Annotated in this window: 17 protein-coding genes; 10 read left to right on the plus strand and 7 right to left on the minus strand. The window is 69.8% G+C overall.

The window, feature by feature from the left end; all coding sequences use genetic code 11:
• Positions 1-12 precede the first annotated feature (12 nt).
• Genes QSK35_RS05100 through QSK35_RS05110 form a run of 3 tightly spaced genes read left to right on the plus strand, consistent with a single transcriptional unit; the run spans position 13 to position 2,875 of the window.
• Entirely contained in the window at positions 13-1,068 is a 1,056-nt protein-coding gene (locus QSK35_RS05100) for a hypothetical protein (protein ID WP_285742794.1), read from the plus strand.
• Positions 1,065-1,835 carry a hypothetical protein gene (locus QSK35_RS05105; protein WP_285742795.1) on the plus strand — a complete coding sequence of 257 codons (771 nt, stop codon included), beginning with the start codon at positions 1,065-1,067 and terminating at the stop codon, positions 1,833-1,835. The genes QSK35_RS05100 and QSK35_RS05105 overlap by 4 nt, the downstream gene beginning before the upstream one ends.
• Positions 1,832-2,875 (plus strand): hypothetical protein, encoded by a 1,044-nt coding sequence (locus QSK35_RS05110; protein ID WP_285742797.1) that lies wholly within the window; start codon positions 1,832-1,834, stop codon positions 2,873-2,875. The genes QSK35_RS05105 and QSK35_RS05110 overlap by 4 nt, the downstream gene beginning before the upstream one ends.
• On the opposite strand, the gene QSK35_RS05115 is transcribed toward QSK35_RS05110, so the two are convergent.
• The 3 genes from QSK35_RS05115 to QSK35_RS05125 form a co-directional block, all read right to left on the minus strand.
• Positions 2,861-5,410 (minus strand): NPCBM/NEW2 domain-containing protein, encoded by a 2,550-nt coding sequence (locus QSK35_RS05115; RefSeq protein ID WP_285742799.1) that lies wholly within the window; start codon positions 5,408-5,410, stop codon positions 2,861-2,863. The genes QSK35_RS05110 and QSK35_RS05115 overlap by 15 nt on opposite strands.
• Positions 5,411-5,489: 79 nt before the next feature.
• A complete protein-coding gene (locus tag QSK35_RS05120) occupies positions 5,490-5,963 on the minus strand; it encodes a GNAT family N-acetyltransferase (RefSeq protein WP_285742800.1) in 474 nt (157 codons plus the stop codon).
• Positions 5,964-6,073: 110 nt separating this feature from the next.
• On the minus strand, positions 6,074-7,384 hold the full coding sequence (locus QSK35_RS05125; protein WP_285742802.1) for a serine/threonine-protein kinase: 1,311 nt from the start codon (positions 7,382-7,384) through the stop codon (positions 6,074-6,076).
• Positions 7,385-7,438: 54 nt separating this feature from the next.
• Here QSK35_RS05125 and QSK35_RS05130 point away from each other — a divergent pair, with 54 nt between their 5' ends.
• Positions 7,439-8,395 (plus strand): magnesium transporter CorA family protein, encoded by a 957-nt coding sequence (locus QSK35_RS05130; protein WP_285742804.1) that lies wholly within the window; start codon positions 7,439-7,441, stop codon positions 8,393-8,395.
• Between the two features lie 2 nt (positions 8,396-8,397).
• Positions 8,398-9,171: an enoyl-CoA hydratase/isomerase family protein gene (locus tag QSK35_RS05135; RefSeq protein WP_285742805.1), complete on the plus strand. Its 774-nt coding sequence runs from the start codon at positions 8,398-8,400 to the stop codon at positions 9,169-9,171.
• On the opposite strand, the gene QSK35_RS05140 is transcribed toward QSK35_RS05135, so the two are convergent.
• The 4 genes from QSK35_RS05140 to QSK35_RS05155 form a co-directional block, all read right to left on the minus strand.
• Positions 9,158-9,619 carry an SLATT domain-containing protein gene (locus tag QSK35_RS05140; protein WP_285742806.1) on the minus strand — a complete coding sequence of 154 codons (462 nt, stop codon included), beginning with the start codon at positions 9,617-9,619 and terminating at the stop codon, positions 9,158-9,160. The two genes, QSK35_RS05135 and QSK35_RS05140, sit on opposite strands and share 14 nt — an antisense overlap.
• 214 nt (positions 9,620-9,833) lie before the next feature.
• Positions 9,834-10,910 (minus strand): DUF6545 domain-containing protein, encoded by a 1,077-nt coding sequence (locus QSK35_RS05145; protein WP_285742807.1) that lies wholly within the window; start codon positions 10,908-10,910, stop codon positions 9,834-9,836.
• Complete coding sequence (locus tag QSK35_RS05150) at positions 10,910-11,404, minus strand: hypothetical protein (RefSeq protein WP_285742809.1); 495 nt, start codon at positions 11,402-11,404, stop codon at positions 10,910-10,912. Before QSK35_RS05150 ends, QSK35_RS05145 begins: the two co-directional genes overlap by 1 nt.
• A gap of 23 nt (positions 11,405-11,427) precedes the next feature.
• Positions 11,428-11,772 carry a hypothetical protein gene (locus QSK35_RS05155; protein WP_285742811.1) on the minus strand — a complete coding sequence of 115 codons (345 nt, stop codon included), beginning with the start codon at positions 11,770-11,772 and terminating at the stop codon, positions 11,428-11,430.
• A 49-nt stretch (positions 11,773-11,821) separates the two neighbouring features.
• On the opposite strand from QSK35_RS05155, the gene QSK35_RS05160 reads away from it, so the two are divergent.
• From QSK35_RS05160 to QSK35_RS05180, 5 genes are read left to right on the plus strand one after another with little or no spacing between them, the layout of a single operon-like run.
• Positions 11,822-12,670, plus strand: a complete 849-nt coding sequence (locus QSK35_RS05160; RefSeq protein WP_285742812.1) for a PIG-L deacetylase family protein — start codon at positions 11,822-11,824, stop codon at positions 12,668-12,670.
• Between the two features lie 31 nt (positions 12,671-12,701).
• Positions 12,702-13,571: an NAD-dependent epimerase/dehydratase family protein gene (locus QSK35_RS05165; protein ID WP_285742814.1), complete on the plus strand. Its 870-nt coding sequence runs from the start codon at positions 12,702-12,704 to the stop codon at positions 13,569-13,571.
• Between the two features lie 31 nt (positions 13,572-13,602).
• Positions 13,603-14,271 (plus strand): polysaccharide deacetylase family protein, encoded by a 669-nt coding sequence (locus QSK35_RS05170; RefSeq protein WP_285742815.1) that lies wholly within the window; start codon positions 13,603-13,605, stop codon positions 14,269-14,271.
• Between the two features lie 31 nt (positions 14,272-14,302).
• On the plus strand, positions 14,303-15,220 hold the full coding sequence (locus QSK35_RS05175; protein WP_285742816.1) for a glycosyltransferase family 2 protein: 918 nt from the start codon (positions 14,303-14,305) through the stop codon (positions 15,218-15,220).
• Positions 15,217-16,221, plus strand: coding sequence for a GNAT family N-acetyltransferase (locus QSK35_RS05180; RefSeq protein WP_285742817.1), 1,005 nt, complete (start codon positions 15,217-15,219; stop codon positions 16,219-16,221). The genes QSK35_RS05175 and QSK35_RS05180 overlap by 4 nt, the downstream gene beginning before the upstream one ends.
• Positions 16,222-16,253 lie beyond the last annotated feature (32 nt).

Raw genomic sequence — 16,253 nt, forward strand, 5'->3', positions numbered from 1 at the left:
ACCGGTTTCCGGGTGGCAGCACGCTGGTGGCGCGCTTCGCTGATCACCAGGCTGGTCGACATGTTGCGACAAGGGCGCGCGATCGCCGGCGCACGCGCGGATTTCGTCACGGTACTGCTCGGAACGTGGTTCGCCGCCGGGCTTTTCCTGGACGCGTGGGCGCATTCGAACCTGACCGACCTGGAGTCGTTCTTCACGCCGTGGCACGCGGTCTTCTACTCCGGGTTCTCCGCGACAGGTGCGTGGATCTGCTGGCTCATCTACCGCAACTACCAGCGCGGCCGCCGGGGGCTGCAGGCCGTTCCCGTCGGGTACGGGCCCGCGGTGGTGGCCCTGCCGGTGTTCGCGGTGATGGGCGCGCTCGACTTCACGTGGCACTCGACGATCGGCATCGAGACCGACATCGAGATCGTGTTCAGCCCCACGCACCTCGGCCTGGTCTCGGCGATGATGGTGATCATGGCGACGCCGCTGCGCACCGCGTGGCTGAACCGCGCGACGGACCGGCCGACGTTCCCCGCCCTGCTGTCGCTGGCGCTGTGCGCGTCGCTCGTGCTGCTGTTCCTGCCGTACGCCAGTGCGGCGACGTACAACTCCGAGCTGATCGTCCGGATCTACACGTTCATCAAGGGCCAGTCGACGAACGTGGTCGGCAAGCTGAGCGCATCGATCCTCATCACCAACCTGGTGATGCTGGCACCGCTGCTGTACGCCGCGCGCCGGTGGCGGCTGCCGTTCGGCACGGCCACGCTCCTGCAGGTCGTGCTGATGTCGCTCACCACGGCGGTCACGGAGTACACGACGATGAGCACGGCCGCCGCGTTCGTGGTGGCCGGTGTGGTCACCGATGTGCTGCTGCTGAAGCTGCGGCCGTCCGAGGAGCGGGTGACCCAGTTCCGGCTCTTCGGGTTCCTCACGCCGCTCGTGACTTGGTACCTGTACTTCGCGTCGGCGATCATCGCGACCGGCCGGTTCCCGAGTGTCACCGAGATGTGGACCGGCGCGCCCCTCGTCGCCGCGTTCGCCGGGCTGCTGCTGGCCGTCGTGATGGTGCCGGGCCGCCGGTGATCGTGCTCGTTCTGGTGCTGTTGCTGGCTTTTCCGCCACCAGCACACGCGCACGCCGGCGGGCTGACGCCGCGCGACCAGCTGACCGAGGTGGTGTCCGTCGACCCGCCGCTGCCCGGTGTCGGGGTGCGGATGGTGAACCACGGCACGCAGCTGGAGATCCGCAACGACGGGACGGCCGCGCTGCCGATCGGCGGCCGGACGGTGAAACCCGGTGAGACGTCCCGGTTCCGCGACGACCGCACCACCGCGGACCGCTGGGACATCGCCCTCGGTACGTCCGTGGTGCACGGCAGGACCACGACGTTCCCGCCGCCGAACACCGTGCTGTGGCTGCTGATCACCGTGCTGGTGGCCGGTTCCGCCGTGGTGCTCAGCCGTGGTCTCGTCCTGCTCGGGGTCGGCACGGTCGTGGTGGCGGGCGCGAACGTGGCGCACGCGTTCGGCTCGGTGTTCGCGGTCACCGGCGGGGAGTTCCTGCCGTTGTTCTTCGGCGCGAGCGGCGTCGGGCTGGTGTGCTGGCCGCTGGCCGTGCTGTGCCTGGTCGCCGGGGTACGGCGCAGGCCCGCGACCGCGTTCGTCGCCGCGATCGTCGGCGCGATGCTCGTCGTGGCAGGCGTTCCGGACTTCGACAGCTTCCGGTTCTCGCAGCTGCCGTTCGCGTGGAGCGCGACGCTGGACCGGGCTCTGGTCGCCGCCACGCTCGGCGGCGGCCTCGCCCTCGCGATCGGCGGGTTCGCCCGGATGAGAAGGGATACCGCACAGTGAACCTGGCGCACGGCGTCGGCGAACGCCACGGCCTGCCGCTGCCGCTGGACCTCGTCCTGCAGGCCGCCGCGATCGCCCTGCTGGTGTCGTTCCTCGGGCTCGGCCTGCTGTGGAAGCGGCCGCGGTTCACGGAGACGGTCGACGACGAGGGCCGTGACCGGTGGCCGGTTCGGTTGATCGTCCTCATCGGACTGCTGCTCGTGCCCGCGCATCACTGGCCGCACCTGGTGTTCGTGGCGCTGTGGGTGGGCGTGGCGGTGCTGTCGATGCTGCTCGGCCCGGTCTGGCGGGTGCTGAACCCGTTGCGGCTCGCGGCGCGGTTCTCGTTCAACCGGGCCTACCCGGAACGCCTCGGACACTGGCCGGCCGCGGTCACGCTGCTCGCCTTCGCGTGGGTCGAGCACGTGGAACCCCATGCGCTGCCGTGGTTCCTCCTCGGCTATGTGATCGTCAACGTCGCGGGCGGTGTCGTGTACGGGCCCACGTGGTTCGCCCGCGCGGACGGCTTCGAGGTCTACTCGACGTTGCTCGGACGCCTGTCCCCCATGCACGGCAACCCGTTCCGGCGGCTGATGAGCACGCCGGTGCGGCCGGGACTGGTCGCGGTGATCGCGGTGCAGCTCGGTGCGACCGCGTTCGACGCCATCGGCGGTGGCGGCACGGCCGGGCTGCTGCTGGCGGTCGTGATCGTGGCGGGCAGCTACCTGCTGTGCACGCAGTTGCTCGGCGGACCGCTGGCGCACTCGCTGATCCCGATCGTGGCCGGGTACGTGGTGGCGCACTACTACTCGCTGCTGGTCGTCGAGGGCCAGCGGATGTTCGGCGTACATCACCCGGACGAGACGCTGGTGGCGCCCGGAACCGTGGCCGCCGTGCAGATCGTCGCGGTGCTCACCGGGCACGTTCTGGCCGTGATCGCCGCGCACGACCGGACCATCGCGCTGCTGCCGAAGCAGCGGCACCTGACGGGCCAGGTGCCGCTGCTTCTGCTGATGGTCGGCTACACCGCGGGCGGACTCGCGCTGCTATTCGCAGGTTAGCCGCGCGTCACCCCAGGTGGCGTGGTCGAGGCTCGTCCCGTCACCGCCGTCGGACACCTTGAGCGTCAACGACTTCACGCCGGTGACGTCCGCGGTGATCGGCAGTGCCTGGTCCGTCGACTTCAGCACCGGGCTCTCGTAGAGCACCCTGCCGTCGCCGATGACGGTGAAGACGACCGTGCCGCCCTGACCCGCGGCGCGGTCGACGCGGCCGTCGACCTCGTCGTCCACGCCGACCGTGGCCTGGAAGGACTTGCAGGTGCCCAGTGCGAGCGTCACCTCGTTCGGCGAGGCGACCCCGAGGCCCTTGCCGAACCGCCGGCCACCGGTCGTCAGGGTGTTGCCCTCGATCGACAGGTCGGTGCCCTGGACGTAGGACTGCCCGGCGGGCAACGGTTTCCACACGTGCGTCCGCACGGCCCGCTCGGACTGGTAGCGGGCGAGCCAGTGCAGCTCGGGCCGGAACTCCGCGATCACCGGCACGTCCGTCAGGCCCACCACCGGGTCCGGGCCGACGGTGACCGTCCAGGTGCCGTTGATCGAAGCGCCGGGCAGCAACCGGGGCGTGCGCACCGGGCCTTGGGCGGCGCGCCAGCCCGCAGGCAGCTTCGGCGCGAACTCCACGTCCCACAACGCCTTCGGGCCGGTGTTGGTGAACGTGCCGGCGACCTGGAACGACTGTCCGGGTTGGACGGACGCCTGCTCCGGGGTCGTGGTCACCGTCGTCGGCGGGACGCCATGCGTCGGCCGTGCACAGGTGTCCGCGACCGGCCGGCACACCAGCGCGACGAACCCGCCGTCCTTCGCCACCGGAACGGTGATCTTTTCCGACGTCACCTGGGTTTCCTTGACCAGACCGGCGTCGCCGTCCCTGATCACCTCGACGAGCCACTTGCCCGGACCGAGCGCCGGCACGTCGAGCGTGCGTGCGGCACCGGAGACGGCGCCGCCGACGAACCACCGGTCACCGCTGCGCCGCGCGAGCACCGCGCTCTCGGTCGGGCGCCCGGAGATGAGCTTGGTGTCGTCCCAAGCGGTCGGCGTCTGCTCCAGGAACCAGCGGGCCAGCGGCCGCGCGTCGTAGGAGTCGGGGCGCCCGGCCAGGTTCTGCACACCGGACTCGAACAGCACCGAGAGCGCCAGCTCGCCGCCGTCGGTGTTGCTGCGGTTGGTGCGGTGGAACGCGCCGGGCGTGTAGTCCATGCCGCCCACCACGTTGCGGGTGAACGGCAACGCCGTGAGATGCGAGGTGGTGACGCCGGTGGACTTCTCGGCGCCGTGCACGGCCTCGACGGTCATCACGTGCGGCCACGTCCGGTGGTAGCCGTGCGGAATGACCGCGCCGTGGAAGTTGAGCAGGAAGTGCAGCTTCGCGGTCTCCGGCAGGATCTCGTCGTACCAGCGGTAGCGCTCCTGGCCGTCGGAGTCCATGAAGTCGATCTTCAACCCCTGCACGCCCCAATCGTGCAGCAACGGCAGGAAGTTCGCGCGCTTCTCGACGGTGTCGACGCTGCTGAACCGCACCCACGTGTGGATGCCGACGCCACGGCCCTTCGCGTACCGGACGAGCTCGGGCATCCAGCTCGTGGTGCGCCAGTTCGGATCGTCGTACCAGCCCGCGTCCACCACGACGTACGGCCAGCCGCGCGCCGCCGCGTAGTCCACGAACCCCTTCTGCTGCACGAGGTTCTGCTGCGTGGACCGGCCACCCGCGATCCACGTCCACACCGCCGGTCCGGGCTTGATCCACGACGTGTCGCTCACTTTGGACTTCGGCGCCAGGTCGTCGATCAGCGTGCTCTCGGTCACGGTGGCCAGGCTGCCGACGATCATCGCGCGCCACGGTGTGCTGAGCGGCTTGTCGACCAGGACCTTGTCGTCCCACAGCTTGATCTGAAAGTTCCCGTTGCCGGTGTGCACCAAGTGCCCGCCGGAGTATCGTCCGTCCACATCGGACTCGCTGAGGAACAGGTAGTTCCCGCCGACGTCGAACAGCGCGGGGTGCATGAACTCCGCGAGCTCCACTCCCCCGGCCTGGTACTGGATGAACGGGTTCTCGTAGTCGCGCCTGAACTTCGCGAGCCACGCCGTGGCGTCCGCGGGCACCTTGAACGCCGAGCTCTCCTTCAGCACGTTGCCCGTGTGCTGCGGCAGCACATAGCGGTATGCGACGCCGTCCCGTGACGTGCGCACGACGAGGTCGAGCCGCGCGCCCTGCGGGTTCTCGTACTGGTAGGTGGTCTCGGTGGCGTTGACGAACCGGTCCAGTCGCTTGCCGACCGTCGCCCGGTACCTCTCGACGACCTTGCGCTGCGTACGGCCCACCCTGGTGAGGCCCTGCGACAGGTCGGCGCGTTCGGTGACGATGCCGACCGGCGACGGTTCCAGCACCGTCTTGCCGTTGTTCGTCACCGACAGCGTGACCGCGCCGCCGGTATCGCTCACGATCGCTTGTGGCCCAGCGGGTTCGGCTTGCGCGGGCACGACAACGAACCCGGCCAGCAGGATCCCCAGGGCCAGCGTTCTCACCGCCACGGACGGCTCCCCTCGTGGTCCGGGGCGGCGGCCACCCGGAGACATCCAATGAATCCGGAACCTATGTCGGCGATTTCGCTCAGGTCAAGGGCATGTAACAAGCCTGAGCGAGGTGCTTCACGAAGAAGTGCTCCGCATAGAGCTTGTCGTGGTACGGGTCAACCTCCAGGTACCCGTGTCGCGCATACAGCGCGCGGGCTTCCACGAGGTCATTACGGGTGTCGAGGCGAATCTTCGTGATCCCCAGCCCCACCGCCGCGGTCTCGACCGCGTTCAGCAGCACGCCCCCGCCGCCCAGGCCGCGGTGCGACTCCCGGACGTACATCCGGGTCAGCTCCCCCACGCCCGGTTCGACGATCCGCATGCCCAGACATCCGACGGGCTCGCCGTCCCACGACGCCTCGACGTACACGGGCAGCACCTCGTCGTCCATCTCCTGCTCGACCTCGGCGATCGTCGCCGGGCGCCCGTAGTAGCGGCCGATGATGTCCGTCAGGTACTCGCGGGTGAGCGCGGGACGAAAGGAGTCGGCGGGGGCAACAGTCCAAGTCACCGCGCCACCCTCCCCGAGCCCCGTCCCTTCGCGCGACCGAATAACGGCAGCGACTGCTATGGGGGGAGCTTTCCAAGCGCCCAGCGCTTGGAAAGCTCCCCCCATAGCACTCAGCGGGGGTCGTAGGAGCGAGGCAAATACCAGGCCAGCGCGGCCCGCAGCTCCGCCACGTCACGCTCCCGCCTGCGCCTGGACCGTTCGTGCGCCACGGGATACACGCGCACGCCGCCGTGGTGCGCGCGGAAGAACCGGCGCTGCACCGGTTCCTTCAGCCACACCACGAGCCACGGGCGGCGCCGGTGCGGCACCACCCGTACGCGCGCGAGCTCGTACCACCAGTACTGCTTGAACGCTCCCGCACGGGTGATCGCGACACCCTCGCGGCTGACCTCTAACGACACCTTGCGCCGCACCGCGATGCTGAAAAACCGCGCGGCGCGGATCATCAGCACGACGAACGCGGCGATCGCGAGCAGCTGCGTGGCGCCGTTCGCACGAGCGGCCGGGTCGGCGATCGCGGCGGCGAGCAGGGCCGCGAACAGGTTCACGCCACCCCAGAACACCGGCACGAGGCGCGACGTCGTGAACCGCGCGCCCGGCGGGGTGTCCGCCGGCTTCACCAGCACCTTGGTGGCGGGCTTGAGCAGCTTGGTGAGCTCGGCGGGCTCCGGTCGGCGCGCCGGGTCGCGCTGCAGGCAGCGGGACACGAGCGGGCGCAGGGACGCCGGCACGCCGTCGAGGTCCGGCGAACCGTGCACCGCGCGGTACAGCATCGAGGCGGTGGCGCCCTCGCCGAACGGGCCGCGGCCGGTGCAGGCGTAGACGAGCACCGCGCCGAGCGAGAACACGTCCGACGCCGGGCCGATCTCGTGGCCGGTGATCTGCTCCGGGGACAGGAATCCCGGCGTGCCGAACACCATGCCCGTCTCGGTCAGCGCGGAGTGCTCGAGTGCGCGCGAGATGCCGAAGTCGATCACGCGCGGGCCGTCGGCGCCGAGCAGGACGTTGGAGGGCTTGAGGTCCCGGTGCACCAGGCCGGCGCGGTGGATCGCGGTCAACGCGTCGGCGAGTCCGAGTGCAAGGCGGCGGACGTCGGCCTCCGGCAGCGGGCCGTTCGACTCGACGGCCTCCTGCAGGTTCGGGCCCGGCACGTACTGCGTGGCCATCCACGGGCGCGGGGCGCGGGTGTCGAAGTCGACGACGGCCGCGGTCGCGACACCGCCGACGGCCCGCGCCATCTCCACCTCACGGCGGAACCGTTCGCGGAACCGGGGGTCGTCGGCCAGCTCGGCGCGGGCGACCTTGACGGCCACGTGCCTGCCGTCCGGGGTCTGGCCGAGGTAGACCGTGCCCATGGCGCCCCGACCCAGCCTGCTGACGAGCAGGTACTGGCCGATGTGCTGGGGCTGATCCACCTTCACCGGTTCGAGGGTAGCGAACGGCGGGGTGCGTAGTTCTACGTATCTTTGTCGGTCATGGCCCGGTCTCGGCTTTACCGCAACGGCGAACTCGTCGAAGAGGACTTCCCGCTGGAACGCGTCGCATCGTTGTCGCGGGCGCCGGAAAACGTCGTCTGGTACGACCTCTGCCAGCCCTCCGACGACGAGATCGAACTGATCAGCGCAGAGCTGGGCCTGCACGAACTCGCCGTCGAGGACGCGTTCGGCGATCACCAGCGGCCCAAGCTCGACCGCTATCCGTCACACCTGTTCCTGACCGTATACGCGGTGCGCTACGACGAGTCCGGCATCGCCAAGACCGAGATCGACGTGTTCCTCACCGATCGGGCGATGATCACCGTTCGGGGGAACCCCGATTTCGAGTTCACCGGAGTGTTGCGGAACTGGGATCGGGGCGCGTCACTCGCGCGCAGCGGCGTGGGATTCCTGTTGCACGGCCTGCTCGACAACGTCGTCGACACCCACTACGCGGCCGCGCAGCAGCTCGACGACGACCTCGAGGAGCTGGAAGACCTGGTGTTCGAGGAACGGCCGCACCTCGGCCGGCGGGCGCTGCGGCTGCGGCGCAACCTCACGCTGCTGCGCCGGGTCGCGTTGCCGATGCGCGAGGTGCTCGGGTCGCTGATGCACCGCGACCACCAGGTCGTCGACGAGCAGATGATGCCGTACTACCAGGACGTCAAGGACCACGCGCTGTTCACGTTCGAGCTGACGGAGTCCATGCGCGAGCTGGTCTCGTCGCTGCGCGAGTCCGAGCTGAACGTGCAGTCCAACCGGCTGAACCTGATCATGAAGAAGGTGACGAGCTGGGCGGCGATCATCGCCGTGCCCACCGCGATCAGCGGCTACTACGGCATGAACGTGCCGTATCCGGGGTTCGGCCAGCCCTGGGGTTTCTGGGGATCGACCGTCGCGATCATTCTGCTTTCGGTCTATCTGTATGCGATGTTCAAACGACGTGATTGGCTGTGAGCATGATCGAGGTCGCTCCAGATCCAAACTTCGGCGGGCTCGCCGTGATCACCATCTCGGCACCGCCGCTCAACCTGTACACGCCCGAGCTGGATGCCGCTTTCCACACCGCGCTGGACTCCCTCGGCGACGCGCGGGCGTTGCTGATCCGCGCTTCCGGACGTGTGGTCAGCGGCGGCGTCGACGTGTCCGTGTTCGCGGCCCAGGAGTCCGCGATCGCGGCCCGCGACCTGTTCGACCGGATGCTGGTGCTGCCCAAGCGCATCGCGGCGCTGGAGATCCCGACCGTGTTCGCCGCGCACGCCCTGTGCCTGACGTGGGCGTTCGAGGTCGCAGTGGCGTGCGACATCATCCTGGCCGCCGAGTCGGCCTCGTTCGGTCTCGTCGAGAAGGTCATCGGCCTGACGCCGACGATGGGCGGCACCCAGCGCCTCGCCGCGCGGGCGGGCGTCGGGCGCGCGGCGGAGTTCGTGATGACCGGCGACCGGTACTCCGCTGCGACTTTGGAGCGGTGGAACGTGGTGAACCGCGTGCTGCCCGACGAGGGATTCGACGACGCCGCCCGCTCGTACGCCCAGAGCCTCGCCTCGGGACCTACGCGCGCGCACGCCGCGACCAAGCAGGTGCTGCGGCACTTCGAACACGGCGGCGTCGCCGAGGCCGACGCACACGTCACGTCGATCGCGGGGGCCCTGTTCGACACCGAGGACCTGCGCGGTGCCGTCCAGTCGTTCCTGACCGACGGGCCGGGCAAGGCTTCCTTCAGCGGTCGGTGAGCTCGCGGAACCGCATCCACCGGGTGCTCAGGTTGGTCCAGATCTCCTGGTACTCGTCGAAGGCCGCCCGGATCCTCGCGGCGTCGAGTTCCTCCGCCGGAACCGACGCGATGTAGTACGTGAGCTCATCGTGCAGCAGGTGGAAGCGGGACGTCGCCTCCTCCATCAGCACCCACAGCGAGCGCCACGCGAAGAACGGTTCCAGGGCGCCGAGCACCGTCGCGACCGCGACCAGAGAGAAGGCGGTTCCGGTCCACGGGTTCAGGTTCTGCAGCCCGAGGATGATCGTGGACGCGGCGGTCATCCCCAGCGTCGTGACGCGGACCGCCACGGACTTCCAGCGGAAGCCGTGCTTGCGACTTCGCGTGTAGCCGGTCGCGCTCTCGATTCGGGTCTGGACATGTCTGGCGAGTTCCAACGGGGTCAGCCCGCTCGGAAGATCGTTCACGCGCCGTAGGTTAGCCAGACGCGGGCGACGGTCAGCTCGGCGCGCCCTGCCACTCGAACCGGGTGTCCACTCCAGTAGACGTTCGCATGCGGACAACGTTAGCACCGACCGTCAACCCCAGTGGACAGCCAGTAGACGCACGCGGACGTCACGCGGGAGCCCCGCGATGCATGACATGCATCGCGGGGCTCCCGCGTGACCGAAAAGTGGACGGTCAGTGGACGCGCATCGCCCGGTCCAGCGCCAGCAGGTACCGCATCTCGGCGTGCATCGTGGACTGATCGGCCTTGAGCTCCGGCAACAGGTCGTGCCCGACCCCGCTGTGCCGCTGCGGCGCCCCGTCCAGCGCCGCGCGCCGGGTGACCTCGAGCCAGTGCGCGACGGGATGCTCGGCGGTCCGCGCCTCGTGCAGCAGCTGGGGCCACGCCCACGTGTCGTGCAGGTAGAACGCGCTGTCACGGATCTCGACGACCCGGCGGTGCAGGCGTTCCCACGAGTTGCCGAACGTCAGCAGGTCCCGCCAGCGCGCCGGCGGCGGTTCCAGCGCCAGCTCTTCCGTCGCGTCGCGCAGCCGCCGCCACAGGCCGTAGAGCCGGACGCGCCGGTAGTAGAACAGCGCCGCCTGCCGGACGGGTTCGAGCGCCGCGATGCAGCAGCCCAGCGGCACCAGGATGAACCGGACGACGCCCAGCACGAACGCGAGGTCCGGCAGCCACGGCGGGATGCCGGGCAGCAGCCGCTGCCACGTGCGGATCAGCATGAACGGCACCTGGGTCGAGTGGCCGACGGCCACCATCAGCAGGCCTGCCCACAGGGTCCGGCCGCGGATCAGCGGCAGCTCGCGGAACAGCAGGAACGACGCGTACCCGGCCGCACCGACCATGTACACCAGGGCGATCAGCGCGTACACGGTGAACCACGGGTGACCCGGCTTGAACCGCAGCGGGCCCGGCGTCAGGAAGAACGCCACGGTCATGCCGAGAGCGGCGGCGAGCGCGTACGGCCACCGGCGGTGGGTGACGCCGACGAGGTAGGCGACGAACTCCAGCACCACGGCCGCGTTCAGGATCCCGGACAGGCCCTGCACCAGGTTGTTGAACTGCGCGACGCCGGTGACCTCGTTGACGAACCGGCCGAACCACGACTGGATGGTGATCGAGCCGAGCGCGAACACGGCGAGCACCAGCCACAGCCGCCGCTGGCGCCGGTCGCGCAGCATCGCCGGGGTGCGCAGCACGAGCACCGTCCACACGACCGCGAGCACGACGGTGCGGGAGATCTCCTCGAACATCAGACCGTGCCGAACACTTCCCGCGCGCGTTGCTCGACCTCACCGACCGGCGCGGGCCGGCGGGCGCTCTTCAGCACACGCGAGGCGAACATCTCGGCCAGTTCCTCCTGCCGGGTGTCGAACCGGTTGCGCGCGGCGTTCTCCACGAGGTCCTCGAACGTGAACGCCCGCGTGGTGTTGTGCCGGGCGAGCAGGTGGCAGATCTCGTGCAGCACGACGTGGTCGCGGTGGTAGCCGGTGACGCCCGATCTGTACAGCACGTGATCGCGCTCCCCGTCGTCGTACCAGAGCCCGAACGGCAGCGCGGGCAGGTCGATCGGGTGCAGCAGGAGCGGCCGTTTGCGCTGGTCGGCGAGCCTACGGCACAGCTCGGCCACATCCCACGGCTCCGGCAGCGGCGGCAGCATCGCGACCAGCTCGTCGAGCTCGTCGTGGGTGCGGCGCCAGCCCATCGCACGCTCCAGTCCACCCGTGTTCGGGCAGCGTCGAGACATCCAAGCCCCCAGGATAGCGATCTTCAGTGACCGCGCGTGACGATCTCGATGGCCTGCTTGATCGCCGCGACCTGCTTCTCGTCGAGCGTGGCGAACCGCGCGGCCAGCGCCTGAACGGTGTCGTCGGTCTGTTCCGGTGGCAGGAACGCCGTGAGCGGCTTGTCGAAGAATCTCGCGAGCAACGCCCTGGTGCGGTCGGTCAGGTTGTCCGCTTCGCCGGACAGGATGTTGTGGATGTGCCCGTGCGAGATCGTCTCACCGTCGCACGCGGCCTTGATGTCCGCCGAGACGCGGCGGACGCCGGGCACCTTCCCGCCGTACTTCTCGTCGAGAAAACCCCGGATGGTCGTGGCGAGCCACGTGTCCATCGGCCACCCCCAGAAGCCCGTCCATCAACCATCCACTGTACTGGACACCATGACCCGAACGCTGCTGGCCGTGCACGCCCATCCCGACGACGAGTCCACGTCGACCGGCGGAATCCTCGCCCACTACGCCTCGCTCGGAGTGCGCGTCGTGCTCGTGACCTGCACGAACGGCGAGCTCGGCGACGCACCGGATGGCGCGAAGCCGTTCACGCCCGGTCACTCCCCCGCGGCCGTCGCGCGGCACCGGCTCGGTGAGCTGCAGGCGGCGTGCCGGCACCTCGGGGTCACTGACGTGGAACTGCTGGGCTACCACGACTCGGGCATCGCGGCCTGGGAGAAGCCGGTCGGCGCGTTCGTCGACGTGCCGGTCGCCGAGGCCGCCGACCGCGTCGCCGCGCTGATCGAGCACTACGAACCGCAGGTCGTCGTCACCTACGACTACGAGAACCCCGCGCAGCACCGCGACCACCTGCACGCCGCGCGGGTCGCCCAGGCCGCCTGCGAGCGGGCGCCGGTGCCGAAGCTGTACCTGAAGGCGCACGGCCGGGCGTACTGGGAACGCATCGTCCGGATCGCCGCCTCGGTCGGGATCCACCGCGAGGTGCCCGCCGGCCTCGACGAGGTGGACCGCCGCATCACGACGACGATCGACGCCCGGCACGTCGTGGACCGCAAGCGGGCCGCGCTGCACGCCCACGCGAGCCAGATCGCGTCCTCGCTGGCCGGCAAACTCCCACCCGCCGAGTTCGCCGAGGCCTTCGGCATCGAGGACTACATCCTCACCCACCCGACCAGTGCCGTGAAGGGCACCCTCACGGCACCAGACGCCCTGAGGGTGCCCTTCACGGCACCCCCGACCGCCGAGCGGGAAACCGACATGTTCGACGGGATTGACTAACGGGTGGGGGGTGTTCGTCGACTAACGGGGCATGCGAGTGCTCGTGACGGGCGGAAGCGGTTTCATCGGCGCGCACCTCATCCGGCGGTTGAAGGACGTCGAGGTGCACGCCGTCAGCAGGCATGACCAGGTGCCGGAGCACGGGGAGCGGTGGCACGCCGCCGACCTCACCGACGCCGTCGCGGTGCGCGAGCTGGTCGAGCGGGTCCAGCCCGAGGCGGTGCTGCACCTCGCCAGCGAGGTGACCGGGGTACGCGACGTGCACCAGGTGCGCCCGGTCCTCGACGCCAACCTGCTCAGCGTCATCAACCTGCTGACCGTGTGCGCCGACCGCGGGACGCGCGTGATCCTCGCGGGCAGCGTGGAGGAGCCACAGCACGGCGAGGTCCCGTCATCGCCCTACGCGGCGGCGAAGTCGGCGGCCACGAACTACGCGCGCATGTTCCACGCGCTCTACCAGGTCCCGGTCACCGTCCTGCGGCTCGCGATGGTCTACGGGCCGGGCCAGAAGGACACGGGGAAACTGCTGCCGTACGTCACGTTGTCGTTGCTCCGCAAGGAGGAACCGCGGCTGACGAACGGCACGCGGCTGATCGACTGGATCTACGTCGAGGACGTCGTCGAGGCGTTCGTCGCCGCGATGTGCTCCGACCGCGCGGCGGGCGCGGTGCTCGACGTCGGTTCCGGCGAGCAGGTCTCCATCCGCGACACCGTCGAGCTGCTGATCCGGGTGGCGGGCAGCGACATCACGCCGCAGTTCGGCGCGGTCGCGGCGCGGCCGCTGGACAGCGCGCAGGTCATGCGCATCGGGCCCACCGCGGACACGATCGGCTGGAAACCGCAGGTCGACCTGGAGGAAGGGCTGCGGCGCACCCTGTACTACTACGCGAACACCCTGTAACCCCAAGCATTCGGGAACCGATACCGAGGGCATGGCACCCAGAGTCGTCAACCTCACCGTCCACGGCGTAGGGCCGACGTCGCGCGCGCTCGAACCCGGAGAGGACCGCACCTGGGTGACCGTCGAACAGTTCGAGCAGGTGCTCGACGCCGTTGTCGGCCGTCCGGACGTGCGGATCACGTTCGACGACGGCAACGCCTCCGACATCGAGATCGGGTTGCCGCGCCTGCTGGAACGGGGACTGTCCGCCGAGTTCTTCGTGCTGGCCGGGAAACTCGGTGAACCGGGCCGCCTCACGCGCCAGGACGTCAAGGAGCTCGTCGCCGCGGGCATGCGGATCGGGTCGCACGGCTGGGCGCATCGCGACTGGCGGCGGATCGACGAACGGCAGGCCGCCGAGGAGATGGGCGACTCGCCCCGCGTGCTGGAGGACGTGAGCGGTCAGCCGATCACCACGGTCGCGATCCCGTTCGGCTCCTACGACCGGCACGTGCTCAGCAGGTTGCGCAAGGCGGAGGTCACGCGCGTCTACACCAGCGACGGCGGCCGCGCGAACCCGGACTCGTGGCTGCAGGCCCGCAACAGCCTCCACCACGACCTCGGGCCGGACTGGATCCACCAGGTGCTCGACGGGTCCGATTCGCCCAAGTTGCGTGCTCGGAGGCTCGCCGCGCGAGTGGTGAAACGCCTTCGCGGGTAACGACTTCACGGCTGCGCACGATGTCGCAGACATGATGCCCGGTACCCCGCGGACCGCCGTCGTGATCGTCACCTACAACAGCGCGGCCGTGCTGGGCGGCTGCCTGCTGTCCCTTGCGGACGGCGCCAAGGGCACGCACCTGCGGTCCGTCGTGGTGGCCGACAACGACTCCGCCGACGAGACGCTGGAGATCGCGCTGTCGGCCGAAGCATTGCCGGTGCGCACGGTCCAACTGGGACGCAACGCCGGCTACGCGGCCGCCATCAACGCGGGCATCGCCACCCTGGACCTCGCCGAGCTCGACGCCGTGCTGGTGCTCAACCCCGACTGCCGGCTGCGGCCGGGATCGTTGCTGCTGCTGGCGAACGCGCTGGAGGACCGCCGGGGCATCACCGTCCCGTTGCTGCTGAACGACGACGGCTCGTTGCAGCCGTCGCTGCGGCGCATGCCCACGGTGTGGCGCGCGGCCATCGAGGCCGTCATCGGCGGCGACGTCGCCGGGCGCGTCGGGAAACTGGGCGAGCTGGTCACGAACCCGCGCGAGTACGAGGTTCCCGGCGCGTTCGCGTGGGCGACCGGCGCCGCGATGCTCATCTCCACCGACCTGATCCGTGAGGTCGGGCAGTGGGACGAGTCGTTCTTCCTGTACAGCGAGGAGACCGAGTACACGCTGCGCGCGGCCGATCACGGGTGGTCGCTGTGGTACGAGCCGCGGTCGGAGTTCGAGCACATCGGGGGCGACTCGGGAGTGAACCCGAGGCTCGCGGCCATGCTGATCGTCAACAAGGTCCGGCTGTTCCGCATGCGCCGGGGCGCGATCGCCGGCGCCGCCTACTACGCGGCCGTGACGCTCGGCGAGGCCGTGCGGGCGCTCACCGGGCGCGCCACGTCGAAGGCCTCCGTCCGGGCGCTCACGAGCTCCAGACGAAGAGCGGAGCTCTTCGCATGAGAATTCCCTTCAACGAACTCACCTCCGAACAGCTCGACACGTGGCACTCGTTGCGGGACAACGACTCCGCACTCGACAGCCCGTACTTCCACCCGGCCTTCGCCGCCGCCGTGCACGACTCCGGGACACCCGTCGAGGTCGTCACCAACGGCACCGCCTTCTTCCCCGTCCACCGCACGGGCCGCGTGCTGCGCCCGGTCGGCTGGCCCGGCGCCGACTTCCAGGCCCCGATCGGAAGTCCTTTCCTCCCAACGGATCTGCTCACCGGTGGCATCCGGAGCTTCGAGTTCGACCATCTGCTCGATCTGCCGGAGTTCGCGCCGTTCGTCACGTCCCGGCGCGCCTCGCCGTTCCTCGACGTCACCGGCGGCCTGGAGGGCTACCTCGGCCGCGCGTCCAAGAGCGGCAAGGAGAACATGGGCCAGGCCCGCCGCCGCACGGCCAAGGCGGAACGGGAGATCGGACCCATCCGGTTCGTCGCGGAGTCGCTGTCCGGGGACGACCTCGCGCGCGTCATCGGGCTGAAGCGGGCGCAGTACGCGGTGACCGGTGCCGTGGACTACTTCGCCGCGCCCGGACGGCGCGAGCTGCTCACCCGGTTGCTGCACACGCGCAAGGGGTCGTTCGGCGGAGTGCTGTCCACTTTGCACGCCGGCGACCGGTTGGTCGCGGCACATTTCGGGCTGCGCTCGGGGAAGGTGCTGCACTGGTGGTTTCCCGTGTACGACCCGGAGTTCTCCAGCTATGCGCCGGGCTGGATGCTGCTGCGCGAGCTGGTGCTGGCGTCGGGCGACATGGGGTTCACGCGCATCGACCTCGGCCGCGGCGACGACGAGTACAAGCGGCGCGCCAAGACGGGTGAAACCACCGTGTGTCAAGGAATGGTGACTCGCAGTTCGGCGCTCCTGCGGTTGCGCCGGACGCGGGAGTCCGCGCTCGCCAAGGTCAAGTCGTCCCCGCTGGCGCCGGCGCTGCGCGGGATTGTCCGAAAGTTCCGGTAACGAATGCCGCACGCCGGCCGACGAACGAGTGA

The sequence above is a fragment of the Lentzea sp. NBRC 105346 genome (genome assembly GCF_030269605.1).
Lineage (GTDB): Bacteria > Actinomycetota > Actinomycetes > Mycobacteriales > Pseudonocardiaceae > Lentzea.

Bases quoted from the DNA above. Each gene is read 5' to 3' on its own strand.
- QSK35_RS05155 (WP_285742811.1), bottom strand. From the start codon at position 11,772: ATGGACACGTGGCTCGCCACGACCATCCGGGGTTTTCTCGACGAGAAG.
- QSK35_RS05160 (WP_285742812.1), top strand. From the start codon at position 11,822: ATGACCCGAACGCTGCTGGCCGTGCACGCCCATCCCGACGACGAGTCC.
- QSK35_RS05175 (WP_285742816.1), top strand. From the start codon at position 14,303: ATGATGCCCGGTACCCCGCGGACCGCCGTCGTGATCGTCACCTACAAC.
- QSK35_RS05170 (WP_285742815.1), top strand. From the start codon at position 13,603: ATGGCACCCAGAGTCGTCAACCTCACCGTCCACGGCGTAGGGCCGACG.
- QSK35_RS05130 (WP_285742804.1), top strand. From the start codon at position 7,439: ATGGCCCGGTCTCGGCTTTACCGCAACGGCGAACTCGTCGAAGAGGAC.
- QSK35_RS05180 (WP_285742817.1), top strand. From the start codon at position 15,217: ATGAGAATTCCCTTCAACGAACTCACCTCCGAACAGCTCGACACGTGG.
- QSK35_RS05135 (WP_285742805.1), top strand. From the start codon at position 8,398: ATGATCGAGGTCGCTCCAGATCCAAACTTCGGCGGGCTCGCCGTGATC.
- QSK35_RS05165 (WP_285742814.1), top strand. From the start codon at position 12,702: ATGCGAGTGCTCGTGACGGGCGGAAGCGGTTTCATCGGCGCGCACCTC.
- QSK35_RS05150 (WP_285742809.1), bottom strand. From the start codon at position 11,404: ATGTCTCGACGCTGCCCGAACACGGGTGGACTGGAGCGTGCGATGGGC.
- QSK35_RS05145 (WP_285742807.1), bottom strand. From the start codon at position 10,910: ATGTTCGAGGAGATCTCCCGCACCGTCGTGCTCGCGGTCGTGTGGACG.